General features: G+C 60.4%; 22 protein-coding genes. 11 read left to right on the forward strand and 11 right to left on the reverse strand.

Translation table 11 applies throughout. The annotated features are described in order from the left end of the window. Positions 1-2 precede the first annotated feature (2 nt). From HQL44_00985 to HQL44_01000, 4 genes are all read left to right on the forward strand, one after another. Positions 3-1,091 (forward strand): DNA polymerase III subunit delta', encoded by a 1,089-nt coding sequence (locus HQL44_00985; GenBank protein MBF0267142.1) that lies wholly within the window; start codon positions 3-5, stop codon positions 1,089-1,091. Positions 1,092-1,222: 131 nt separating this feature from the next. Then, on the forward strand, positions 1,223-2,767 hold the full coding sequence (locus HQL44_00990; protein ID MBF0267143.1) for a methionine--tRNA ligase: 1,545 nt from the start codon (positions 1,223-1,225) through the stop codon (positions 2,765-2,767). Further along, positions 2,768-3,547 (forward strand): TatD family hydrolase, encoded by a 780-nt coding sequence (locus HQL44_00995; GenBank protein ID MBF0267144.1) that lies wholly within the window; start codon positions 2,768-2,770, stop codon positions 3,545-3,547. Next, positions 3,547-4,320 (forward strand): MBL fold metallo-hydrolase, encoded by a 774-nt coding sequence (locus tag HQL44_01000; GenBank protein ID MBF0267145.1) that lies wholly within the window; start codon positions 3,547-3,549, stop codon positions 4,318-4,320. The genes HQL44_00995 and HQL44_01000 overlap by 1 nt, the downstream gene beginning before the upstream one ends. 358 nt (positions 4,321-4,678) lie before the next feature. Here the strand turns inward: HQL44_01000 and HQL44_01005 are convergent, their stop codons facing one another. Continuing rightward, complete coding sequence (locus HQL44_01005) at positions 4,679-4,948, reverse strand: hypothetical protein (protein ID MBF0267146.1); 270 nt, start codon at positions 4,946-4,948, stop codon at positions 4,679-4,681. 304 nt (positions 4,949-5,252) lie between these two features. Here HQL44_01005 and HQL44_01010 point away from each other — a divergent pair, with 304 nt between their 5' ends. From HQL44_01010 to HQL44_01040, 7 genes are all read left to right on the forward strand, one after another. Beyond that, positions 5,253-6,947 (forward strand): iron ABC transporter permease, encoded by a 1,695-nt coding sequence (locus HQL44_01010; GenBank protein ID MBF0267147.1) that lies wholly within the window; start codon positions 5,253-5,255, stop codon positions 6,945-6,947. Further along, complete coding sequence (locus HQL44_01015) at positions 6,944-8,005, forward strand: ABC transporter ATP-binding protein (GenBank protein MBF0267148.1); 1,062 nt, start codon at positions 6,944-6,946, stop codon at positions 8,003-8,005. The genes HQL44_01010 and HQL44_01015 overlap by 4 nt, the downstream gene beginning before the upstream one ends. Before the next feature lie 104 nt (positions 8,006-8,109). Continuing rightward, on the forward strand, positions 8,110-9,138 hold the full coding sequence (locus tag HQL44_01020) for a Fe(3+) ABC transporter substrate-binding protein (protein MBF0267149.1): 1,029 nt from the start codon (positions 8,110-8,112) through the stop codon (positions 9,136-9,138). 40 nt (positions 9,139-9,178) lie between these two features. Then, complete coding sequence (gene mazG / locus HQL44_01025) at positions 9,179-9,946, forward strand: nucleoside triphosphate pyrophosphohydrolase (GenBank protein MBF0267150.1); 768 nt, start codon at positions 9,179-9,181, stop codon at positions 9,944-9,946. A gap of 5 nt (positions 9,947-9,951) precedes the next feature. Continuing rightward, on the forward strand, positions 9,952-11,139 hold the full coding sequence (locus tag HQL44_01030; protein ID MBF0267151.1) for an MFS transporter: 1,188 nt from the start codon (positions 9,952-9,954) through the stop codon (positions 11,137-11,139). 26 nt (positions 11,140-11,165) lie between these two features. Then, a complete protein-coding gene (locus HQL44_01035) occupies positions 11,166-11,771 on the forward strand; it encodes a hypothetical protein (GenBank protein ID MBF0267152.1) in 606 nt (201 codons plus the stop codon). 11 nt (positions 11,772-11,782) lie between these two features. After that, positions 11,783-12,547, forward strand: coding sequence for an SDR family oxidoreductase (locus HQL44_01040; GenBank protein MBF0267153.1), 765 nt, complete (start codon positions 11,783-11,785; stop codon positions 12,545-12,547). On the opposite strand, the gene HQL44_01045 is transcribed toward HQL44_01040, so the two are convergent. The 10 genes from HQL44_01045 to HQL44_01090 form a co-directional block, all read right to left on the reverse strand. Next, complete coding sequence (locus tag HQL44_01045; protein MBF0267154.1) at positions 12,548-12,958, reverse strand: cupin domain-containing protein; 411 nt, start codon at positions 12,956-12,958, stop codon at positions 12,548-12,550. Beyond that, complete coding sequence (locus HQL44_01050) at positions 12,955-13,749, reverse strand: inositol monophosphatase (protein ID MBF0267155.1); 795 nt, start codon at positions 13,747-13,749, stop codon at positions 12,955-12,957. The genes HQL44_01045 and HQL44_01050 overlap by 4 nt, the downstream gene beginning before the upstream one ends. Beyond that, complete coding sequence (gene hflX, locus HQL44_01055; protein ID MBF0267156.1) at positions 13,742-14,989, reverse strand: GTPase HflX; 1,248 nt, start codon at positions 14,987-14,989, stop codon at positions 13,742-13,744. The genes HQL44_01050 and hflX overlap by 8 nt, the downstream gene beginning before the upstream one ends. 79 nt (positions 14,990-15,068) lie before the next feature. Continuing rightward, positions 15,069-15,323: an RNA chaperone Hfq gene (gene hfq / locus HQL44_01060; protein ID MBF0267157.1), complete on the reverse strand. Its 255-nt coding sequence runs from the start codon at positions 15,321-15,323 to the stop codon at positions 15,069-15,071. Positions 15,324-15,449: 126 nt separating this feature from the next. Continuing rightward, positions 15,450-16,106 carry an HAD family hydrolase gene (locus HQL44_01065; protein MBF0267158.1) on the reverse strand — a complete coding sequence of 219 codons (657 nt, stop codon included), beginning with the start codon at positions 16,104-16,106 and terminating at the stop codon, positions 15,450-15,452. Beyond that, positions 16,103-16,651, reverse strand: a complete 549-nt coding sequence (locus HQL44_01070; protein MBF0267159.1) for an alpha/beta hydrolase — start codon at positions 16,649-16,651, stop codon at positions 16,103-16,105. Before HQL44_01070 ends, HQL44_01065 begins: the two co-directional genes overlap by 4 nt. Positions 16,652-16,654: 3 nt before the next feature. After that, the gene (locus tag HQL44_01075; GenBank protein MBF0267160.1) at positions 16,655-17,512 is read right to left on the reverse strand and encodes a D-amino-acid transaminase; all 858 of its coding nucleotides are present in this window, start codon (positions 17,510-17,512) and stop codon (positions 16,655-16,657) included. A gap of 1 nt (position 17,513) precedes the next feature. Continuing rightward, entirely contained in the window at positions 17,514-18,890 is a 1,377-nt protein-coding gene (gene trkA, locus HQL44_01080; protein MBF0267161.1) for a Trk system potassium transporter TrkA, read from the reverse strand. Positions 18,891-18,909: 19 nt separating this feature from the next. Beyond that, positions 18,910-20,295 carry a sigma-54-dependent Fis family transcriptional regulator gene (locus HQL44_01085; GenBank protein ID MBF0267162.1) on the reverse strand — a complete coding sequence of 462 codons (1,386 nt, stop codon included), beginning with the start codon at positions 20,293-20,295 and terminating at the stop codon, positions 18,910-18,912. Further along, positions 20,285-22,525, reverse strand: a complete 2,241-nt coding sequence (locus tag HQL44_01090; protein MBF0267163.1) for a PAS domain-containing sensor histidine kinase — start codon at positions 22,523-22,525, stop codon at positions 20,285-20,287. Before HQL44_01090 ends, HQL44_01085 begins: the two co-directional genes overlap by 11 nt. Positions 22,526-22,625 lie beyond the last annotated feature (100 nt).

Raw genomic sequence — 22,625 nt, forward strand, 5'->3', positions numbered from 1 at the left:
TCATGTCCGCCGAACAGCTCGATCCGCGCAACAATCCGCACCTGGAAGGCCATGAAGAGGCCGAACAGGCCTTTCTTGGCGCTTGGAATTCCGGGCGCATGGCGCATGCTTGGCTGATCACCGGCCCCAAGGGCATCGGCAAGGCGACGCTGGCCTACCGCATTGCCCGCTTCGTGTTGGATCAGGGGCGGTTTTCGGGCCAGGAGGCTGGCCTGTTCGGCGCGCCGCCGCCGCCCTCCAGCCTGTTCATGGCCCCGGAAGAGCCTTTGTTCCATCGCATCGGCATGGGCGGCCATCTCGATTGCAAGGTGATCGAGCGCGGCGTGAACGACCAGGGCAAGCCCAGAACCGAGATCGTGGTGGAAGACGTGCGCGGCCTGGGACAGTTCCTGAGCCTGACGCCCGCCGAGGGCGGCTGGCGGCTGGTGATCGTCGATGCGGTCGATGAAATGAACCGTTCGGCTGCCAACGCCATTCTGAAGCTGCTGGAAGAGCCGCCAGCCCGCTCGCTGCTGCTGCTGGTCTGCCATCAGCCAGGGCGCATCTTGCCGACCATCCGTTCGCGCTGTCGGCGTCTGGCCCTGTCGCCCTTGTCCGAGGATGCCAGCGCGCGCTTGATGATGCGCTACAACCCCGATGTGTCCTCCGAGGAAGCCAGGGCCTTGATCCGCCTGGCCGATGGCAGCCTGGGCCGGGCGCTCGACCTTTATGGCGAGGGGGGGCTTGACCTCTACCGCGAGATGATCGGCCTTTTGGCTGGCGTTCCCGCCATGGACATTCCGGCCTTGCATGCTTTTGGCGACCGTTTGGCGCGCGCCGACGGCGCCTTGGCCTTCCAAACCCTGTCCAGCCTGTTTTCCGGCTGGCTGGCCTGTCTGGCCATTAAGGGGGGCGGGGGCAGGGTGGCCGAAGTGATGCCGGGCGAGGCCGAAATCATGGCCCGCTTGCTCTCGCGCTCCGCCCTTGATCGCTGGGTGGAGCTGTGGGAAAAACTGACCGCCCTGTTCCTGCGCGCCCAGGCGGTGCATCTGGACCGCAAGCAGGTGGTTTTGAACGCTTTCCTGTCCGTCGAGAAGCTGACGGGAAGTTGAACGGAAAGCGTTTTCCCACCCTTCGAGACGCGCTTCGCGCTCCTCAGGGTGAGGGAGTAGGTAATGTGCCTCATCCTGAGGAGGGCCGTAGGCCCGTCTCGAAGGATGAGAACTGCAAAAAGGAAAAAGACTTGCATTCGAAACCCTTCTACATCACGACGCCGATCTATTACGTCAACGACGCGCCGCATATCGGGCACGCCTATACCTCGCTGGCCTGCGATGTGATGGCGCGTTTCAAGCGCCTGGACGGCTATGACGTCAAATTCCTGACCGGCACCGACGAGCATGGCCAGAAGGTCGAGAAGTCGGCCGAGGCGCAGGGTGTTGCGCCCAAGGAATTCACCGATCGCGTGTCGCAGAACTTCCGCGATATGGCGGCCCAGATGGGCTATTCGAACGACGATTTCATCCGCACCACCGAAGAGCGCCATTTCCGGTCCTGTCAGGCTTTGTGGGCCGAATTGGAGAAGCGGGGCGAGATTTATCTGGGTGCCTATGAGGGTTGGTACGCCGTGCGCGACGAAGCCTTCTATACCGAAACCGAACTGACGACCGGGCCTGACGGCAAGAAACGCGCCCCATCGGGGGCCGAAGTCGAATGGGTCAAGGAACCCAGCTATTTCTTCAAACTCTCGGCTTGGCAAGACAGGTTGCTGGCCCATTACGAGGCCAATCCCGACTTCATCGGCCCCAATTCGCGCCGCAACGAGGTGATCAGCTTCGTGAAGGGCGGACTTTTGGACCTGTCGGTGTCGCGCACCACCTTCGGCTGGGGCGTTCCGGTGCCTAGCAATCCCCAGCATGTCATGTATGTCTGGCTGGACGCGCTGACCAACTACATCACCGCCGTCGGCTATCCCGACCAGGGCGGCGATTATGCCCGCTACTGGCCCGCCGATCTGCATATGGTGGGCAAGGACATCATCCGCTTCCACGCCGTCTATTGGCCCGCCTTCCTGATGGCGGCGGGTCTTCAGCCGCCCAAGCGCGTCTATGCCCATGGCTGGTGGACCATCGAAGGCCAGAAGATGAGCAAAAGCCTGGGCAACGTCATTTCGCCCGCCGCCCTGGTCGAACGCTATGGGCTTGACGCCGTTCGCTATTTCCTGCTGCGCGAAATGCCTTTCGGCGCGGACGGCGACTTTTCGCACCGCTCGATGGTGGGTAGGCTGAACACCGAACTGGCCAATGATCTGGGCAATCTGGCCCAGCGTTCGCTGTCGATGATCAACAAGAATTGCGGGGCTGTCCTGCCCATGCCCGGCCCCTTTACAGAAGACGACCACGCCATGCTGAATCCGGCCCAAGGGTTGTTGGTTCGCGTCAGGCCTGCCATCGACAGCCAATCCTTCCATGAAGCCATCGAGGCCGTTTGGGTGGTGGTGCGGGCCGCCAATGGCTATGTCGATCGTCAGGCCCCCTGGGCGCTGAAGAAAACCGACCCCGAGCGTATGGGCACGGTGCTGTATGTCCTGGCCGAGACGGTACGCTGCATCGCTCTGATCTTGCAGCCTTTCATGCCCGCCACCATGGGCCGGATGCTCGATCAATTGGCGGTCCCCGCCGATCAGCGGGATTTCTCGTGTTTTGACAAGGCGTTGGCTGGCGGCACACCTTTGCCGCCCCCACAGGGCCTGTTTCCGCGCTATCAGGAAGAAGAGGCCGCGTCCTAAGTGTTCGTCGATAGCCATTGCCACCTGGATTTCCCGGATTTCCAGACCGACTTGGATCAGGTCTTGGCCGAGGCCAAGGCGTCGGGCGTTGGCTTGATGCTGACCATCGGCACGCGCTTGTCCAAGATTGACCCGGTCATCGCCCTGGCCGAGGCGCATCCGCCGGTTTGGTGTACGGTGGGCGTCCATCCGCACGGAGCCGGGGAAGAAGAGGGGGCTTGCACACTGCAACGACTTTTGGAGTTGTCGGCCCATCCCAAGGTGGTGGGTTTCGGCGAGACCGGGCTGGACTTCTTTTACGACCATAGCCCCAGGGATGCCCAGGAGCGGCTGCTGCGCATCCATTGCCAAGCCGCCCGGCAAGCAGGCTTGCCCTTGGTGGTGCACACCCGCGACGCCGACGCCGATATCCGCCGGATTCTGGCCGACGAAATGGCAAATGGGGCCTTCACAGGCCTTATTCATTGCTTTAGCTCAGGCATAGAGCTTGCTGAATTTGCAATGGAAATCGGATTTCTTCTGTCCTTCTCGGGCATCCTGACCTTCAAGAAGGCAGAAGCCTTGCAGGAGGTGGCGCGCCAAGTGCCGCTGGATCGGATTTTGATCGAAACGGACTCGCCTTATCTGGCCCCCTTGCCCTTCAGGGGCAAACGCAACCAACCGGCTTATGTGGCCCGCGTGGCCGCCAAACTGGCCGAACTCAAGGGCTTGTCGATTGCCGAGGTCGAGCGTCAGACCACGGTCAATTTTCACAGCCTGTTCGCCAAGGTGGCGGCATGATACGGGCGGTCGTTTTGGGATCGGGCGGCGCCACCGGCGTCCCCATGATCGGTCGGGGGTGGGGCAAGTGCGATCCTAGCAACCCCAAGAACCGCCGCAAGCGGCCAAGCCTGCTGGTTCAATGGGATAACCACAATATCTTGATAGATACCTCGCCCGATCTACGCCAGCAGTTGTTGGATGCCGATGTCTCGCGCCTCGACGCGCTGCTTTATACCCATGCGCATGCCGACCATGTTCATGGGGTGGACGACATCCGCGACGTGAACCGCTGCATGCATGATTGGATCGACGCCTATGCCGACGAAGGCACGTTGAAAACCATTCAGGAACGCTTCGCTTATGTCTTCGAGCCGCAGCATCCCGACGCCAAACTGATATATAAGCCTTTGTTAAGGCCGCATATTATCGATGGGCCGTTTCAGGTTGCCGGCCACGAGATCGTGCCCATAGCTTTGGATCACGGCTATTCCACCAGTTTGGGCTTTCGCTTTGGCTCCTTGGCTTATACGACTGACGTGGTGCGTATGGAGGAAAGCTCCTTCAAGGCGCTGGAGGGGGTGGGGACATGGATCGTGTCCTGCACAGTCGATTTCCCGCATGAGACCCATGCCGAGTTGAATACCGTGCTGGAATGGATCGAGCGCATCAAACCAAAGCGCGCCGTGCTGACGCATCTGTCGTTCCACTTCGATTATGAAGCCTTGAAGGCGCGCTTGCCGGATCATGTGGAACCAGCTTATGACGGAATGGTTATTGATGTTTCAGGTTAGGGCATTTTGTTATCAAATTGATATGACATTATAAACCATACATGCCATTTCTACACATAATATATATTATGCGACAATCTTGTGCTGCGTATCCCACGCGGTCAATGCAGGTCTCTTCCTTGCTGCTCGGATATTCAGAGGCGCTTATCCCGGCCTGCTCTTCTCTGCGGACTGACGTCCTCAATGCCTCTTTCGTCAGCAATTTCCAGTAGTTCGTTGACAAATCTGACCGCCGAGGACCTGGAAAGATCCGGCCAACTTTTCATTATGGTCAAGATGGCCGTTTCGTAATGATCGAAACTTCGTTCCTCTGGTGAGGTCAACGTATCTCCAAGCAGTTCCTTAAGTGGTTTGGGTATCATCGGAGCCGCCTTTGCGCTTCTCTGATAAGCGTGAGCAGAGATGTCATTTTGACGCCGTCACAGTCCATCAAATGGTGAATGACTGGATCGGCCAGCAGTTCTTCAAGTGACGGTTCCCTATTGTCTCGGTAAGGCTGGCTGTCACAGGGAGGGATGGAAAACTGGCGGAACCAAGTTTCGCCAGAGTCCACGCGGTCCTGAAAAAAAACACGGCCAACCAATGGGGCAATGGGTGCCTGATACTGGAGACCTTTTAAAATTGGCATGACGGCCTCCTGAAATATTGAATTTTCTAATGACTGATTCTGTAGAAAACATAACTAAATTCTCTTGCAACTGAACGGGTCGGAATATACTTAACCCATTACCTAATAAGGATTTAGCGTTCATTCACTAATTAGAAGCCTTCTAGGCAAACTTATGCGAAGATGCATATGCGGCCCTGATTTCCATAGGCTTCGATAACCGATTTAAGAGCGCATTTGGCTTGAGATGAAAATGATTTGCATTCGGCCTCTCAGGCCCTATGGTTCGGATTAGTCGGAAATTGCCCACCACAGTCCATTGACCATGCCGAATACGGCCATTCTCGCCCCGGATAACGCGCCTTCCACAATCAGGCTTGGCCGCATGGCTTGGCCCGCCCTCGCCGTTCTGCTCAGTCTGGCCACGGCCCTGCCGGTCCTTGTGGTTTCCAGCAATCTGCTGTTGTTTCAGGGCGATCTATGGAGCCATCTGGCCGACACCGTCCTGACCGGCTATATCGTCAATTCCATCCTCCTTTTGCTGGGAGTCAGCCTGTGCGTCATCGTGGGCGGCGTCGGCACCGCTTGGTTGGTCACCATGTGCCGTTTTCCGGGCAGTCGGTGGCTGGAATGGGCGCAATTGCTGCCCATGGCCATGCCCGCCTATGTCGTCGCCTATGCCTATACTTGGCTGTTCGATTATGCGGGTCCGGTTCAGACAGTCCTGCGCGCTGCTTTTGGCTGGACTTCGGCAAGGGATTATTGGTTCTTCGAGATGCGCTCGCTGGAGGGCGCCATCATCGTCATGTCGCTGGTCCTTTACCCCTATGTCTTTCTACTGGCTCGGGCGGCCTTTCTTGAACAGTCTGTCTGCGTTTTGGAGGCCAGCCGAACCCTGGGCCAAAGCCCCTGGCGCGCCTTCTTTCGGGTGGCCCTGCCCCTGGCCCGCCCCGCCATCGCGGCTGGCACCGCCCTGGCGCTGATGGAAACGCTCAACGATTTCGGCACCGTGCATTATTTCGCCGTCGACACGTTCACCACCGGCATCTATCGCACTTGGCTGGGCATGGGCCAGCCGCAGGCGGCGGGACAGTTGGGCGCCCTTCTGATGCTGTTCATCGTGGCCCTGCTGTTGCTTGAGCGCTTTTCCCGAGGCCAGGCGCGTCATCACCACACGACGGGGCGTTACCGCAACCTGCCCAGGGTCGAACTGGCCCCCTTGCCCGCTTTTCTGGCCCTGGCTTTCTGCGGTTTTGCGGTCCTGCTGGGCTTTTTGCTGCCGGGCGGCGTGTTGCTGGCCATGGCCTATGAGACATATGGGTTTGAAATTCCGCTCGATTTCCTTGAATTGGCGGGCAATAGCATGGTTCTGGCCGCCTTGACCGGCGGGCTGGCGGTGCTGTTGGCGATTATCCTGGGCTATGCCCAGCGGCTGCACCCGACCCGTCTGGTCAAATCCTGCGTCCGCCTGTCGGCCCTGGGCTATGCGGTTCCTGGGTCGGTGATCGCGGTCGGCACGCTGGTGCCCCTCACCTTCCTGGACAAGACGCTGGCCGCCTTCCTGGACGAGCGGTTCGGGATCGTGCTTTCCGGCCTTTTGATCACGGGCAGCATCGCCGCCCTGATCTATGCTTATTGTGTCCGTTTCCTGGCGATTTCGGTGCAGACGGTCGAAGCCAGCCTGTCCAAGGTGACGCCCTCGATCGAGGCGGCGGCCAGCACCCTGGGGCTTGGCGCCTTGAAGCGTCTGGTCCGGGTGCATATGCCGATGATCCGAGGCAGTCTGCTGACCGCCGCCCTGCTGGTTTTCGTCGATGTCATGAAGGAACTGCCCGCCACCATGATCATGCGTCCCTTCAATTTCGATACGCTGGCCACCCGCGTTTTCACCCTGGCGTCGGACGAGCGGCTGGCCGAGGCGTCTCTCCCTGCCTTGGTCATCGTGGCTGCCGGTCTCATTCCCGTGATCTTGTTGTCCAGGGCCATCGCCACCTCAAGACCGGGTGGAGAAAGCGCATGACCCAGAATCAAGGGCTGGTTCTTGAAAACGTGGTGTTGGGCTATGGCGGCGGCCATGTCGCGGTCGATAAAGTCTCGCTCGAGGTTCGTCCGGGCGAATTGGTGTGCTTATTGGGGCCTTCCGGCTGCGGCAAAACCTCCACCTTGCGCATCGCGGCCGGCCTTGAACGGGTCAGCGCCGGAACGGTGCATCTGAATGGCCGTCTGGTTTCCGGCCTGGGCACGCATCTGCCGCCCGAAGAGCGCCATGTCGGCTTTCTATTCCAGGATTACGCCTTGTTTCCGCATCTGAACGTGCTGGGCAATGTGGCTTTCGGGCTGGATCGATTGTCCGGCCCCGAGAAGCGCAGGCAAGCCCATGAAAGACTGTCACAAGTCGGCATGGACAGCCATGCCGACAACTGGCCGCATCAGCTTTCCGGCGGTCAGCAGCAGCGCGTCGCCTTGGCCCGCGCTCTGGCCCCCAATCCCAGCTTGATGCTGCTGGACGAGCCGTTTTCCGGCCTGGACAAGCGCCTGCGCGATCAGGTGCGCGACGAAACCTTGCATGTTCTGAAATCCAGCCGTGTTTCGACGTTGATGGTGACCCACGATCCCGAGGAAGCCATGTTCATGGCCGACCGCATCGCCGTGATGCGAGGCGGGCGGATCGTGCAGATGGACACGCCCGAGCGCCTTTATTCCTCACCCGCCGATCCCTTCGTGGCGTCCTTCTTCGGTGAGGTTAATTCTCTTTCCTCTCAGGTAGTTGATGGGAATGTTCAAACCTGTTTGGGACCCTTCCCCGCCCCCGGTTTCCTGAACGGAGCCAAGGTGGAAATGCTGATCCGCCCCGAAGGCGTTCACTTGCGCGAAGATCCAATGGGCCATGCGCAGGTGCTGGCTTCTCGGTTGCTTGGCCGTACCAGTTTGATTCATTTGAAGGTTGAACGGCCAGACTGCCAGCCCGTTCATCTTCATGCACGCCTTGCCAGCCGTGCCCTCCCCCCCGAGGGGCTTCGGGTCGCCTTGGAAATCGATAGAACCCAGGTGTTCGTTTTCCCCATTTCCGGCGATTAGCCCCCCCTGCTCCTGCTTTGTGAGATTGGCCCTTGACAGATTTTGATGATGCGAATAACTCTCAATATCAATTCCAACCCTCCCTCGACTAGGATGCTTCGCCGATGTCTCTTTCGCTTAAAAAGCCACTACTGACCTTCGCCGCCCTCGCTCTCCTGTTCGGCACTGCTCAAGCCAGCGCCGCCGAGGTCAATCTTTACTCGGCCCGCAAGGATCATCTGCTGAAGCCCGTGCTGGACGAGTTCACTAAGAAGACCGGGGTTAAGGTCAATTTGCTGTCGGCTGCCGAGGATCAGTTGCTTGAGCGCTTGAAGAGCGAGGGGGCCAACAGCCCGGCCGATCTGTTCATCACCACCGATGTTGCCCATCTACACAAGGCCAGGGTGGCGGGCGTCTTGCAGCCCACGAAATCGGCGGTGCTGGACAAGAACATCCCCGCCCAATACCGCGATCCACAAGGCTATTGGTATGGTCTGTCGGCCCGCGCCCGCGTGATCTTCTATGCCAAGGACCGGGTAAAGCAGGAAGAGCTGTCCACCTACGAGGACTTGGCCGATCCGAAATGGAAAGGACGGATTTGCGTGCGCAGTTCGTCTTCAGCCTATAACCAGTCGTTGCTGGGCGGTTTGATAGCCGTTTTGGGGCCGGACAAGGCCGAAAGCTGGGCCAAGGGCGTGGTCGCCAACATGGCGCGCAAGCCCCAGGGCGGTGATCGCGACCAAATTGCCGCCGTGGCCGCCGGTCAATGCGATCTGGCCATCGCCAACACCTATTATTTCGGCGGCATGCAGATTTCGCCCAAGGCCGACGAGCGAGAAACGGCGTCGAAGGTCGGTTTGTTCTTTCCCAACCAGAAGGATCGCGGCGTCCACATGAATGTGGCGGGCGGCGGCGTCACGGCTTCAGCCAAGAACAAGACGCAAGCCGTGCAGCTTCTTGAATTCCTGTCCGGCACCGAGGCGCAGAAAACCTTCGCCGAAGCCAACAACGAATTCCCGGTGCTGGCCTCGGCCAAGCTGGCGCCCAATGTGGCGGCCTGGGGCAGCTTCAAGGGCGAGACCCTTAACGTTGCCATGCTGGGCGAGAATTCGGCCCTGGCGGTGCGCATCTTCGACCGCGCCGGATGGCGCTGATTTAGCTTGTGCGACGGATGAGGGTGGGTATGCTGCCGCCATGAGCAGCCAGCCCCCCTCTTCCGACACGCCTCTTTCCCGCCTTTTGGCCGTCATGGCCCAATTACGCCATCCCAGCGAGGGCTGTCCCTGGGACCTTGAGCAAAGTTTCGCCACCATCGTTCCGCACACCATCGAGGAAGCCTATGAGGTGGCCGAAGCCATTGAAACGGCGGACTGGGATGCGCTGAAGGACGAATTGGGCGATCTTTTGTTTCAGGTTGTCTTCTACGCCCAGTTGGGCCGCGAACAGGGCCTGTTCGATTTCGACGCCATCGCCGACGCCATCGCGCAAAAGATGGTGCGCAGGCACCCCAATGTCTTCGCTGACGCCAAGGAAGCCGATGCCGAGGCCCAGACCAGGGCCTGGGAAGGCCATAAGGAAAAGGAAAAGCCCAGGACCAGCGCGCTGGATGGCGTGGCCGTCACCCTGCCCGCCTTGTCGCGCGCTGCCAAGCTGCAAAAGCGGGCCGCCCGCAAAGGATTCGACTGGGCCGACCCCGCTCCCGTCATCGACAAAATGCGCGAGGAACTGGCCGAGTTGGAAGCCGAGATGGACAAAGGCGGGCAAGGCCGCCGCTTCGAGGAAATGGGCGATTTGCTGTTCACCTGTGTCAATCTGGCCCGCAAACTTCAGATCGATCCCGAATCGGCCCTTCGCTCGGCCAACCGCAAATTCGAGCGGCGCTTCAAATCGGTCGAGGCCAGCGGCGCAAAAACGCCCGAAGCCATGGAAGCCGCCTGGGAAGCCGCGAAGTCGGCTGAATAGCCATCATGCCCAACGCCAACTTGCGTCCCACCCAATGGCTTGCCGTTCTGACCGTGCTGCTGGCTGGCGTCAGCATGGCCATGCATGTCGGCAAAGTGCCGCCCGCCGCCGCCCAGGTTTCCGCCGATCTCGAGATGAGTTTGGTGGCCGTGGGCTGGCTTCTGTCCTTGTTCGCCCTTCTGGGCGCCGCTACTGGGTCCTTCGTCGGACGCTTGGTTGATCGGCTGGGGCAGAAGCGTACCTTGCTGTTCGGCCTAAGCTGCACGGTTCTGGGCAGTCTGGCGGGGGCTTTCGCGCAGGCCACGCCCTTGTTGCTGGCCACCCGCGCCCTTGAAGGGATCGGCTTCGTCTCGGTGGTGGTGGCGGCCCCGGCCCTGATCTTTCGCGAATGCCAAGCCAAGGATCATCGGCTGGCCTTCGGCCTGTGGAGCACCTGGATGCCGGTGGGGGCGGCCTTCATGATGGCGCTTTCGCCGACCTTGCTGATGCTGTTCGGCTGGCGGGCCAATTGGCTGGTCGCCTCGGCCCTGACCTTGGCCGCCTTGCTTTTGTCCTTCCTGCTGATCAGCCCCGACGCCGCCTTGCAGGCGCAACGCCCCAGGGGGCGCTTGCGCGATCTGGTGAAGCTGCCGACGCCTTGGATTCTGGCGGCCTGTTTTTGCTTTTACAGCATGTCCTTCCAGACGGTGTTCGGTTTTCTGCCGTCCTATCTGGTGCAGGAACAAGCGCTCGATCCCGCCCTGGCCGCCCGCCTGACCGCCCTGGCCCTGCTGCTCAACGTGGTCGGCAATCTGTCGGCGGGTCCGCTGATCCGCCTTGGATTGGCCCGCTGGCAGGTGATCTTCATGGCGGCCCTGGCCATGGGCCTGTGCGCCTGGGGCATCTTCGCCGACGAACTGCCGCTGGCGGCGCGCTACGGCCTATGTCTGCTGTTCTCGGCCATGGGCGGCCTGATCCCAGCCGCCATCTTCATCGCCGCCCCCGCTTTCGCCCCCACGCCCGCTCATGTCGGAACCATCGGCGGCATGATCGTGCAGGGCTTAAGCATCGGCCAATTGGCAGGCCCACCCACTCTGGCCTTTCTGGTCCACCGGGTGGGATCGTGGGGGGCCGCCCCCTATTTCATCTCGACGCTGGCCCTGATCTGCCTGCTGCTGGCCCTGGCCCTCAAACGTCAGGAAAGGCTGCGCTGAACGGCAGGCTGTGCTAGTCTTCGCCCATGCGCGCTTCCATCCTTCGCTTTCTCATCCTGGCCCTTCTCGTCCCACTGCTGGGGTCTTGCTGGCTGCCCAGCCAGTTCGAGGCGATCATCCAGATCATGAAGGACGGGTCGTTCGCCGTGCAATACAAAGGCACGATGGATTACGCCCCCCTGGTCTACGACATCAAGACCAAGAATCTGCCCATCGAGGAACAGACCAAAAAGACGGCCATTCTGGAACGCGACCTGCGGCGCGACAGCGGCTTTCAGGAAGTGGCGACCATGGGCAACGGCCGCTTTCGCGTGCGCTACCGCCATGACGACAAGATCAGCGGCACCTTCATCTACACGTTCGTGCGCCGGAACGCCGCCATCATGAAGGTGCTGGTGGGCAAGGATGGCCGCGCCTCGATCTGGTTCGACACGCTAAGCCCCGAAGACGCCAAGCGCGCCACCGGCCTTGGCATGAGCATCAATGGCACGGTCAAGATGATCAGCGATCTGCCCATGCTGGAAAGCAACGCGCAAAAGACCGAGCAGCAGGGAACGGCCAAGGTCTATATCTGGCAGATCACGCGCTATGACCAATCGCCCGCCCCTAAAATGATTTTCAAGATGTTTTGACGAGGTGCGAGATGATCGATTGTTCCAGCGAAACCGTGGTCGTAACGGGGGCTTCGTCGGGTTTTGGCGAAGCGATCGCCAGGCGCTACGCCAAGCATGGCGCCAAGCTGGTTCTGGCTGCAAGGCGCATGGACCGGCTTGAAAAGCTGAAAGGCGAGTTGGGCGTGCCAACACATCTGGTCGAACTGGATGTCAGAAACCGCGACGCCGTGCTGAACGCCTTCGCCAATCTGCCAGCAGACTTCGCCAACGTGACCATCCTGATCAACAATGCCGGACTGGCCCTGGGGCTTGAACCCGCCCACAAGGTCAATCTGGACGATTGGGAAACCATGATCGACACCAATGTCAAAGGGCTGGTCACGGTCACGCGCGCGCTGTTGCCCGGCATGGTCGAACGCGACAAGGGCCATATCGTCAATATCGGTTCGGTGGCGGGCAACTATCCATATCCGGGCGGCAACGTCTATGGCGGCACCAAAGCCTTCGTGAAGCAATTCTCGCTGGCCCTGCGCTCGGATTTGTTGGGGGCCAATGTGCGCGTCACCAATATCGAACCCGGCATGGCCGACACCGAATTCTCGCTGACGCGCTTCAAGGGCAATCGGGCCGAGGCCGACAAGGTTTATCAGGGCGTCGAAGCGCTGACCGCCGACGATATTGCCGAGACCGTTTTCTGGTCCACCGCCCTGCCCGCGCATGTCAACATCAACCGCATCGAAGTGATGCCGACCCAGCAGGCCTTTGCCGGTTTCAAGGTGGAACGGCGTAGCTGACTAACGCTTGACGGACAGCGGTTGCCCGGCGGTGCTTGCGTAGAAAACCACGATTTCGGCTGGCTGTTTGCCTTCGTTCTGGCCCGAATGCCATTGTTCGACCACCTCGATGATGGCCTCGCCCGCCTTCAGCCGCAGGACCTCGCCCTTCTCGGTCTTTACCGTCAACTCGCCGCTTATCATGACGCCTGCATTGATCACCGGATGCAGGTGCATCGGCAGCGTCGCGCCGGGCGCAATGCGAATGCGCAGGATGCTGATTTCGGGCTGGCCTGACGCATAGGGCGGCAACATCGTTCCGTTCCAACTAGCGCTGGATTTGGCCAATGTTTCGACCGTGACATCGCCATCGGCACGCGCATGGCCCGCGATCAGCAAGGCGAATGCGAGAAGAATGAAACGTATTCTCATATCGTTCCCCCTGTCGATGAATCCACCAAATCCTTGACCGCCGTCCAGCTTGCCTCGTCGCTGGCGGCGATGAGCACGCCCTCCATCGGCAAGGGCACATAGACGCGACCGTCGGTCAGCATGGAAAAGCCTCCCGCTTCGGCATGGATCAGCACGCCCGGCGCATGGTCCCAGGGCATCAGGCGCGTGAACAGCACGAAATGGCTAAGGCCGGTCAGTGTGCCCAGATAATCGAAGGCGGCGCAGCTCGTGCAGCGGCGTTTCTTGACGGCCTCGGCCAAGCGGTTCAACGTGCGTTTGGAATAAATGGCGCCGGTCATCTCGTGAACGGGACATGGGGCGAGCACCGTCAATCTCTGCCCCTCCAGCCAAGCCCCCTTGCCCTTCATGGCCATGGCGGTGCGCTGTCCCAACGGATCGTGAATCCAACCCGCCAGCGTCTCGCCGCCCTTGACCAGGGCGACCATCACGCCGAAAGCGGGATTTCCATCGGTGAAATTGGCAGTGCCGTCCACCGGATCGACGATCCAAACCGGATCGTCGCCCCGCAGGCGCTCAAGCACGCTTTTGTCAGCGGCAACACCTTCTTCTCCCACCACGCAAGAACCCGGCAGCAGGGCGGTCAATTCCGCCGTCAGCCGCTTTTCGGCTTCTTCGTCGGCGATGGTCACGAAATCGCGGGCCGAGCTTTTGGTACGCACCTCGCCCGCCTTCAGATTGCGAAAACGCGGAAGAATGACGTCTTGCGCCACATCGCGGATCAGCCGGTCCACATGCGCCAGATCAATCATCAAAGGTCACACCTAGCCTTGATTTCAGGCGCGACAGATTGGCTTCGTCAAGGCGCAGTTTTAAAATGGCCTTATCATCGCCATCCTGGCGCTCCAGCACTTCGCCATGTTCGTAGACCCAGGCCATCGAGGCCCCGTCGGACAGCGGGATCGTAACCGATATTTGGTTCATCGCCATGGAAATCATCGAATCGATGCGTTCCAAAAGCAGCCCGCAGCCATCGCCGGTCAGGGCGGAAACGGCAGCCTTCATGCCAGGGCGCTCCGATGCCGCCAGCGCCCCTTCCCGCTCGCTGTCTTCCAGAAGATCGATCTTGTTGAGCGCCTCGATCATGCGTTGCTCGTAGGCGTCGCCGAGTTCCAGTTCCTTCAAGACCTTCTCGACATCAGACTTCTGGGATTCTGATTCCGGATGTGCCACATCGCGCACATGGATGATCAGATCGGCTTCACGCACTTCTTCCAGCGTGGCGCGAAAGGCGGCCACCAATTCGTGCGGCAGGTCGGAAACGAACCCCACGGTGTCGGACAAGATGACCTTGCGCCCCGAAGGCAGTTGCAGGCCGCGCATGGTGGGGTCCAGGGTGGCGAACAACAGGTCTTGCGCAAAGACGTCCGACTTGGTCAGGCGGTTGAACAGGGTCGATTTGCCGGCATTGGTGTAACCCACAAGAGCTACGATGGGATAAGGTACTCGCTTGCGCGCCTTTCTGTGCAGGTCGCGGGTGCGCTTGACCTCTTCCAATTCCTTTTTCAATCTGGCGATGCGCTCGCCGATCAGGCGCCGGTCGGTTTCGATCTGCGTTTCGCCAGGCCCGCCCAGGAAGCCGAAGCCGCCGCGCTGGCGCTCAAGATGGGTCCATGACCGCACCAAACGGCTTTTCTGATAGGAAAGGGCCGCCAATTCCACCTGAAGCGAGCCTTCCCGCGTTCTGGCCCTGGCCCCGAAAATGTCCAGGATCAGGCCGGTGCGGTCGATCACCTTACAGTCCCAGGCCTTTTCCAGATTGCGCTGCTGGATGGGCGACAAAGTTGCGTCGATGATGGCCAGGACGATCTCGTCCTCTTCGATGACGCCTTTCAGGCGCTCGACGGTTCCCTGCCCCAGCAGCGTCGATGGGCGGTATTTCGACAAGGGCACATATTCGGCGGCAACGACCTCTAGCGCGATGGCCTGGGCCAGGCCCACGGCCTCGTCCAAGCGGGCCTCGGGGTCTCGGCTGTCCGGCGTCCCCTTCATGAAGGGGTGGACGACCAGGACGCGCGTTCCCGCAGCGCCGTCGCCAGCGCCCTTGGCGGGATGATCGTTCAAAAAGAACTCACTCGCCGCCGTCTTCCTTGATGGGCGGCTCGAAGAGCGAAATGGGCGTGCCCGGCATCACGGTAGAAATGGCATGCTTGTACACAAGCTGCGTATGGCCGTCGCGGCGCAGCAAAACAGAGAAATTGTCGAACCAAGTGACAATGCCCTGCAGCTTCACGCCATTGACCAGAAAGACCGTGACGGGCGTTTTATTCTTGCGGATGTAATTGAGAAAGACGTCCTGGACGTTTTGTGATTTTTCGGAAGACATTTTCTGTTCCTTTGTTTTGGGTGGACGCTCTTGTTGTGACGAACCGGATGCCCACCGGCATCGGCCCTTAAAAACAGGATTATCACCATTTTCTTTGGAAGGAAACCCCCTACCCGGAAGGCGCGATTAACTAAGGCTTTCCAAGTAAATAAGAAGGTCTTCCGGCTTTTTGAAGGCGGCTTCGGGGGGATGGGTCGAAAATTCGCCAGCTTTGGGCGGGAAAGAGCGAAGCAGGATGGGAACGCATCCCGTCACGCGTGCGCATTCCATATCGACGGGCGCATCGCCAATGAACCAGACATTGCGCCCCGCCTCGATGCCCGATCCGTCAAGCGCCAGATGCACCGGATCGGGGGCCGGTTTGTCTCTCGCGGCATCGGTGGCGCCGACCAGACGGTGGAAATAGCCGCTCCACCCCAGATGATCGGCTTCCTCGCGCAGATAGGCGCCGGTCTTGTTGCTGACCACGCCCATCAACAAGCCGCGCCCATTCAATTCGGACAGCATCTCCTCGACGCCATCCAGGGGCTTCAGATGCAACAGGTGCACTTGCTTGAAGGCGGCGTAGAAAACCTCACTTGCCTCTTCCCAGCGATCTCCAAAAAGAATGGGGAAATGATCGCGCAGCGACAGGGCGATGCGCGTGCGCACTTCGTCCATCGACCATGGCGCTTGGCCCATGGCGTCTAGCGTGATGTTGATCGCTTCATGCAGGCAGGCCCAACTGTCGATGAGCGTGTTGTCCCAGTCGAAAATCAGAAAGCTGGGGCGCGACTGGCTCATGACCTGGGCAAGATGCTGGACAGCAAGTCGCGGCCCTGGGGCCAGTCGCCAAGGTTGGATTCCGCGTTGACGTGGCCCAGCTCGCCGACATCCAAGAATCCGCCATACCAGCAGGCCGCGAAATAGTGCGCCCTCTCAGGTGCCACATAGGGATCGTTCAGGCTGGCCAGGACCAGGGTCTTGAAAGGCAGAAGTTCCAGCGGCATGGGGGCGAAACAACGGGCCTCGCTGGGTGAATGTTCCGTTGAATCCACGTCTGCCGGGGCGACCAGCAGCGCGCCATGCACTTTGTCGGTATGTGCCGATTGTCCAGCCCAGTGGGCGACCAGGGCGCAGGCCAGACTATGGGCAATCAAGACAAGCGGGGCTTGGCTGTCGGCGACGCATTTGTCCAGGTTGGCAATCCAGGCGTCCTTGTCGGGCCGGTCCCAGTCTTCCTGCTGCACGCGTCTGGCGTTGGGCAACTGGGCTTCCCATTTCGTTTGCCAATGATCTGGACCGGAACCGCCCAGACCCGGAATGATCAGATAGCTGGTGGCGGCCATCGGCTACAGCCCCTTCTCCAACGCCTGGGCGTAAAGCTGGCGTAGGCGAAGCGTGATGGGGCCGGGTTTGCCGTCGCCCACCGGCTTGCCGTCGATCTTGGTGATCGGCAGCGCCCAGCTGGTGGTGCTGGTCAAAAAGGCTTCCTTGGCTTTCAACGCCTCGGCGGGTTTGAAAGCGCGTTCCACCAGTTTCAGCTTGGCGTCCTTGGCGAGGGCCAGAATGGCGCGGCGCGTAACGCCCGCCAGAATGGGTGTGCCCAAGGGCCGCGTGACGATTTCGCCCTTGGCGGTGACGATCCAAGCATTGGTGGACGAACCTTCGGTGACGAAACCCTTGTCGTCCAGCAACCATGCCTCATAGGCGCCTTTTTCCTTGGCGGCCTGCTTGGCCAGGATGTTGGGCAACAAAGCCACCGACTTGATGTCGCAACGCTTCCAGCGCAAATCGGGCATGGTGACGACGGATACGCCCTTGTCCAGCACCTCTTGCGAGGTGGGTTTCAATGTCTTGGCGGTCACCACCAGCGCTGGCGCTACGTCTGCTTTAGGAAAAGCGTGATCGCGTCTGGAGACGCCCCTTGTGACCTGCAAATACAGCATGCCGTTCTTCAACAAATTGATGGCGATCACGCGCCGCATGATGTGTTTGAGAGCGCGCTTCGTTACCGGCCAAGCTAGGCCAATTTCCTTGAGCGAGCGGTCCAGGCGGGCAAGATGCGCCTCCTCGTCGGCCAGACGGCCTTGATGCACGGCGATCACCTCGTAGATGCCGTCGGCGAACTGATAGCCCCGGTCCTCGACATGCACGCCAGCCACGCTTAAGGGAAGATACTGGCCGTTCACATAGGCGTAACGAGACATGTCAGAAGAACTCCAGGCGTACCGAGAACATTTTTTCGATCTTCTTCACGGCGCTGGCGGCGGCGAACAAGATGATGCGGTCCTTGGCCTGCATGACCGTTGATCCCCTGGGGCTGATCACGCTGCCTGCCCGCACCACGGCGCCGATCAACACTCCAGGCGGAAGTTTTATGTCTTTCAATGGCTTGCCGACCAAAGGCGATGTCTCCAAGGCGTCGGCCTCGATCAATTCGCCAAAACCTTCATGCAGCGAATGCACCGCATGGATGCGCCCCTTGCGCACATGCTGCAGCACGTTGGAAACCGTGATGGCCCGGGGGCTGACCACGACGTCGATCCCCAAAGGCCCCACCAGCGGGTTGTAGGAGGTCTTGTTGATCAGCGCCATGGTGCGCTTGGCCCCATAACGCTTGGCCAACAACGTTGCCAGGATGTTGGTTTCGTCGTCGTTGGTGACCGCGACCACGGTTTCGGCCATTTCGACATTGGCTTCCTTCAGCATGTCGGGGTCCAGCGCGTCGCCATGCAGCACCACGGCGCGGTTCAACTGCTTGGCGACATATTCCGCCCGCTCGCGATTGCTTTCGATCAGGCGCACCCACATGCCCGCATGCTGTTCCTCGATCTGCTGGGCCAGGAACAAGCCGATATTGCCGCCGCCCAGGATGCAGATGCGTCTGGCTTCCGTTTCCTCATGGCCGAAAGCGACCATGCCGCGTTCGACATGCTGCTTGTCGATCACGAAATAGACTTCGTCGCCGGGCAGCATCTGGTCTTCCGGCGTGGGAACGATGGCCTTGTCCTGGCGTACGATGCCCACGATGACCAGATTGAGATCGGGAAACAGCTTAGTCAGTTGGCGCAAGGGCGTGTGGACCAGCGGCGTGTTTTCGGTGCAGCGCACGCCGATCAGGCGCACTTTGTCGCCCGCCAGCGGAATGACGTCCATGGCGCCCGGCACCTGCAGGCGGCGAATGACGGCCCTGGCCACCTCGATCTCGGGCGAGATGATGACGTCGATGGGGAGATGCTCGCTGGAAAAAAGGTTCGACCACATCGGATGCAGATAGCCCTGATGGCGCACGCGGGCGATCTTGGTCGGCACGTTGAACAGCGAATGCGCCACCTGGCAGGCGATCATGTTCACCTCGTCGGCGGCGGTGACGGCGATGATCATTTCGGCGTCGCTGGCCCCGGCCTGATCCAGAACGTCGGGATGCGAGGCGTGTCCCAGAATGGCCTGCACGTCGAGCGAGTCGGAGATCTTGCGCACCAAGTCGGCCCGCTGGTCGATGACCGTGATTTCGTTGCCTTCGCTGGCCAGATAGCGGGCGATGTTGAACCCAACCTGTCCGGCGCCGCAGATGATGACTTTCATGACGATGGGTCTTTCATGCCTAGTCTTCGCTCGAGCCGATGCCCAGGGACTTCAGCTTGCGGTGCAATGCTGAACGTTCCATCCCCACGAAGGCGGAGGTGCGCGAAATATTGCCGTTGAAACGCGCTACCTGGGTGGCCAGATATTCGCGTTCGAACAGTTCGCGCGCCTCGCGAAGCGGCAGGCTCATCAGTTCGCTCGACTTGTCCCATTTGAGAACGGCGGGCGTCGCCGACGACAGATCGGGCGGCAGCATGGGGGCCGAGATCGGCTCGCGCGCATCGCCGGGACTCATGATCAACAGCCATTCCATCACATTGCGCAACTGGCGGGCGTTTCCCGGCCAGTCGTAGGTTTTAAGGACGACCTGGGCATCCTCGCCAAGCTGGCGGGCGATCACGCCCGCCGTGCGCGCGGCGCGGTCCATGAAATGCTGGGCGATTTGGGGAATGTCTTCCCGGCAATCCTTCAAGCTGGGCACTTTGACCGGCACGACGTTCAGGCGATAGAACAAGTCCTCGCGAAAACGGCCGGCGGCGATCTGTTCTTGAAGTTCGCGGTTGCTTGAGGCGATCACCCGCACATCCACCTCGACCCGGGTGCCGCCGCCCACCCTCTCGAATGTCTGGTCTTGCAGCACGCGCACGATCTTGCCCTGGGTTTCCAGGGGCATGTCGGCCACTTCGTCCAGCATCAAAGTGCCGGTATGCGCTTGTTCCAACAGGCCGATCTTGCGCCCCGACCCTTCCGACATGCCCTGTTCGGTGCCGAACAGTTCGATTTCCATGCGCTCGGGATTGAGGGCGGCGCAATTCAACACCACGAAGGGGCCTTCGGCGCGCTTCGATTTGGCGTGCAGCAATCTGGCGACCACTTCCTTGCCCGAGCCGGGAGGGCCTGAAATCAGCACGCGCGATCCGGTGGGGGCTACCTTCTCGACCGACTGGCGTAGCTGATTCATGGCGCTGGTGTTGCCCACCAGTTCCATGGCGCCGCCAGAGCGGTTCTTAAGGTCGAACAGTTCGCGCTTGAGCCTGGCCTGTTCGATGGCGCGTTCCACCACCAGCAGCATGCGGTCGGTCTGGAAGGGCTTTTCGATGAAGTCGTAAGCGCCTTCCTTGATAGCAGCCACCGCTGTTTCGATGGTACCGTGACCGCTCATCATGACGACGGGAACGTCGGGATGGTCCTGCTTGATCAGGGCCAGAATGCCAAGCCCATCCAGCTTGCTGCCCTGAAGCCAGATGTCTTGCAAGACAAGGCTGGGACGTCTGGCGGCGATGGCGGCAAGCGCCGCCTGATCCGTTCCCGCCTCCCGGCAGGAATAGCCTTCGTCTTCAAGGATACCGACGACCAGAGACCGGATATCGGCCTCGTCATCGACGATCAGAATGTCATGCGCCATGGCGTTCGTTCGTGACGGTTGCGGCGACTTCGCGGCGGGGGAAGATCAACAAGGTGCGCGCACCCGGCCCATCCCGGTCCTCCAGCCTCAATTCGCCTCCATGGTCTTCCATGATTTTCTTGACGATGGCAAGCCCTAACCCGGTTCCCTTGGCGCGGGTTGTAACATATGGCTCGGTCAGGCGATGGCGTTCTTCCTTGGGCAAGCCCTTGCCATTGTCCTCAATCCTGATGGAAAGCCCGCCGTTCGGCTCGTTCCTGGACACTTGAAGCTCGATCCAGCCGGGTTCCAGTTCATCGCCTTCGCGCCCTTCGATCGATTCGGCGGCATTCTTCAACAGATTGATCAGGGCGCGGTTGATCTGGCGGCCATCGCAGGCGAACAGGCAGCGCGTTTCCTCGCCAGGGGGCATTTTCATCTCGTACTTGATGGCCGTATGGGCTTGGCGTTGCAGGAACATGGCCTGTCCCACCACTTCCGCCAAATTCTCGTTGCGCACGACGGGTGCCGGCATGCGGGCGAAATCCGAGAATTCGTCAACCATGCGCCCGATATCGCCCACCTGACGCACGATGGTTTCGACGCAGGTCGAAAAGATTTCGGGTTCGGTCTGAATTTCCTTCAGGTACTTGCGCTTCAAGCGTTCGGCCGACAATTGGATGGGCGTCAGCGGATTCTTGATTTCATGCGCGATGCGTCTGGCAACGTCGGCCCAGGCGGCCATGCGTTGGGCCGACAGCAATTCGGTGATGTCGTCGAAGGTCACGACATAGCCCTCGATCCGATCAACCAGCCGTTCCACGGCAACCCGGACCAGCAAGGTTCGGGCATTGCCCTTGCGCTCAAGACGGATTTCGCCCTGGGTGATCCGTTCCGGCCTGCGCTGGCTTTGGGCCAGCAGATCGGCCATTTCAGGAACGACGTCAGCCAGGGGTTGGCCCAGGGCCGATTCCAATTCGCACCCCAGCAAATCGCTGGCCGGGCGGTTGGGCAAGTTGATTCTGGACTGAGAATCCAGGCCGATGACGCCAGCCGACACGCCCGACAAAATGGTCTCGGTGAAACGGCGCCGCTCATCCAGGGCTTGATTCGTTTCGATCAGTTCCTTGCGCTGGCCGTCAAGCTGACTGGTCATGCGGTTGAAGGCGCGCGCCAAGGACCCCAATTCGCGCCCGGCCAGGGTTTCGTCGACCTTGGCCTCCAGATTGCCTTCGCGCACGCGATCAGCGGCTTCGATCAGGGCGGCGATGGGGCGCACCAGCTGATTGGCCAGCGCCAATCCCACCCAGATGGCCGACAGGAACAACAACAGCGTCACCACGGCGAAAATGGCCGAGAAGCTAATTTCTATCCCAGAACGCCTGCCCTCGGCCTTTTCATATTCGGCAGCGGCCTCGTTGGTGCGCAGCATATGATTGATGACCTTGGGATCGACAAAGCGTCCGATATACAAAAAACCATCGGGAATGGCGGACAGAGAGACCATGGCGCGCACCCGATCCTCGGAATCGCCCGTCAGCATGACCACTTCGCCGCGTCTGGCCCGTTCCATCGCCACCAGGGGAATCTGGCTGAACTGCATGGAATAGGAGAATCCACCACGCGCCACCAACCGACCATTGCCTTGAAAGATCACCAGTTCGGAGAACCCTTTCTGCGTGCTTTGCGTTCGAAGAATTTGCACCAAGATATCCGGGCTGACGGCCAGTTTCGGCCCTTCGCTGTTGATCTGTTCGGCCAGGCCCACGATGTCGCTGGCCAGAAGGGCGTGGTGCTCCTTCAGGTAGGCGCTGGCCACCGCCCTCGATTCCAGGATCGCCGTCTTGACGCGGGGGTTGAACCAGCTTTCCAGGGCGATACTGAAATAGAGCACCGAAAAAACGGCCATCAGGGCGGCGGGAATCAAAGCCACCAGACCGAACAGCATGACCAGACGGAAATGCAGGCGCGATCCGGCGCCGCCTCGCCTGCCCTCGCCCCACACCTGGATCAGCCTGCGCGTGACCACGATGGCCAGGGCCATCACCAAGATCAGATCGACGGCCAGCAGAACCGCCACCGTCATCGGATCGGGGGTGATCGACGAGGCGCCGTTCAGAACCGCGATGGTGGCAGCACTCGAGGCCAGCGCCGCAATGGTCAGGGCGATCGCCAGTTTGCGTCCCAAATCGACGCGCCTTGCCCATATCAAAAGCGCGATCCAAGTCGGGTGCCGGAAGATTCTGGGCATTATGCGGCAGTCGCTCTCTCACCCTTCGAGACGGCCGCCGGGGCGGCCTCCTCAGGGTGAGATGAAATATCTGCCCTCATCCTGAGGAGCGCAGCGTCTC

The organism is Alphaproteobacteria bacterium, assembly GCA_015231795.1.
Lineage (GTDB): Bacteria > Pseudomonadota > Alphaproteobacteria > Rhodospirillales > WMHbin7 > WMHbin7.

Coding starts and splice junctions, on each gene's coding strand:
- HQL44_01015 (MBF0267148.1), top strand. CDS start 6,944: ATGACCCAGAATCAAGGGCTGGTTCTTGAAAACGTGGTGTTGGGCTAT.
- HQL44_01020 (MBF0267149.1), top strand. CDS start 8,110: ATGTCTCTTTCGCTTAAAAAGCCACTACTGACCTTCGCCGCCCTCGCT.
- hfq (MBF0267157.1), bottom strand. CDS start 15,323: ATGTCTTCCGAAAAATCACAAAACGTCCAGGACGTCTTTCTCAATTAC.
- HQL44_01085 (MBF0267162.1), bottom strand. CDS start 20,295: ATGGCGCATGACATTCTGATCGTCGATGACGAGGCCGATATCCGGTCT.
- mazG (MBF0267150.1), top strand. CDS start 9,179: ATGAGCAGCCAGCCCCCCTCTTCCGACACGCCTCTTTCCCGCCTTTTG.
- HQL44_01065 (MBF0267158.1), bottom strand. CDS start 16,106: ATGAGCCAGTCGCGCCCCAGCTTTCTGATTTTCGACTGGGACAACACG.
- HQL44_01090 (MBF0267163.1), bottom strand. CDS start 22,525: ATGCCCAGAATCTTCCGGCACCCGACTTGGATCGCGCTTTTGATATGG.
- HQL44_01075 (MBF0267160.1), bottom strand. CDS start 17,512: ATGTCTCGTTACGCCTATGTGAACGGCCAGTATCTTCCCTTAAGCGTG.
- trkA (MBF0267161.1), bottom strand. CDS start 18,890: ATGAAAGTCATCATCTGCGGCGCCGGACAGGTTGGGTTCAACATCGCC.
- hflX (MBF0267156.1), bottom strand. CDS start 14,989: ATGAAGGGGACGCCGGACAGCCGAGACCCCGAGGCCCGCTTGGACGAG.
- HQL44_01045 (MBF0267154.1), bottom strand. CDS start 12,958: ATGAGAATACGTTTCATTCTTCTCGCATTCGCCTTGCTGATCGCGGGC.
- HQL44_01040 (MBF0267153.1), top strand. CDS start 11,783: ATGATCGATTGTTCCAGCGAAACCGTGGTCGTAACGGGGGCTTCGTCG.
- HQL44_01070 (MBF0267159.1), bottom strand. CDS start 16,651: ATGGCCGCCACCAGCTATCTGATCATTCCGGGTCTGGGCGGTTCCGGT.
- HQL44_01035 (MBF0267152.1), top strand. CDS start 11,166: ATGCGCGCTTCCATCCTTCGCTTTCTCATCCTGGCCCTTCTCGTCCCA.
- HQL44_01050 (MBF0267155.1), bottom strand. CDS start 13,749: ATGATTGATCTGGCGCATGTGGACCGGCTGATCCGCGATGTGGCGCAA.
- HQL44_01030 (MBF0267151.1), top strand. CDS start 9,952: ATGCCCAACGCCAACTTGCGTCCCACCCAATGGCTTGCCGTTCTGACC.
- HQL44_00985 (MBF0267142.1), top strand. CDS start 3: ATGTCCGCCGAACAGCTCGATCCGCGCAACAATCCGCACCTGGAAGGC.
- HQL44_01005 (MBF0267146.1), bottom strand. CDS start 4,948: ATGCCAATTTTAAAAGGTCTCCAGTATCAGGCACCCATTGCCCCATTG.
- HQL44_01010 (MBF0267147.1), top strand. CDS start 5,253: ATGCCGAATACGGCCATTCTCGCCCCGGATAACGCGCCTTCCACAATC.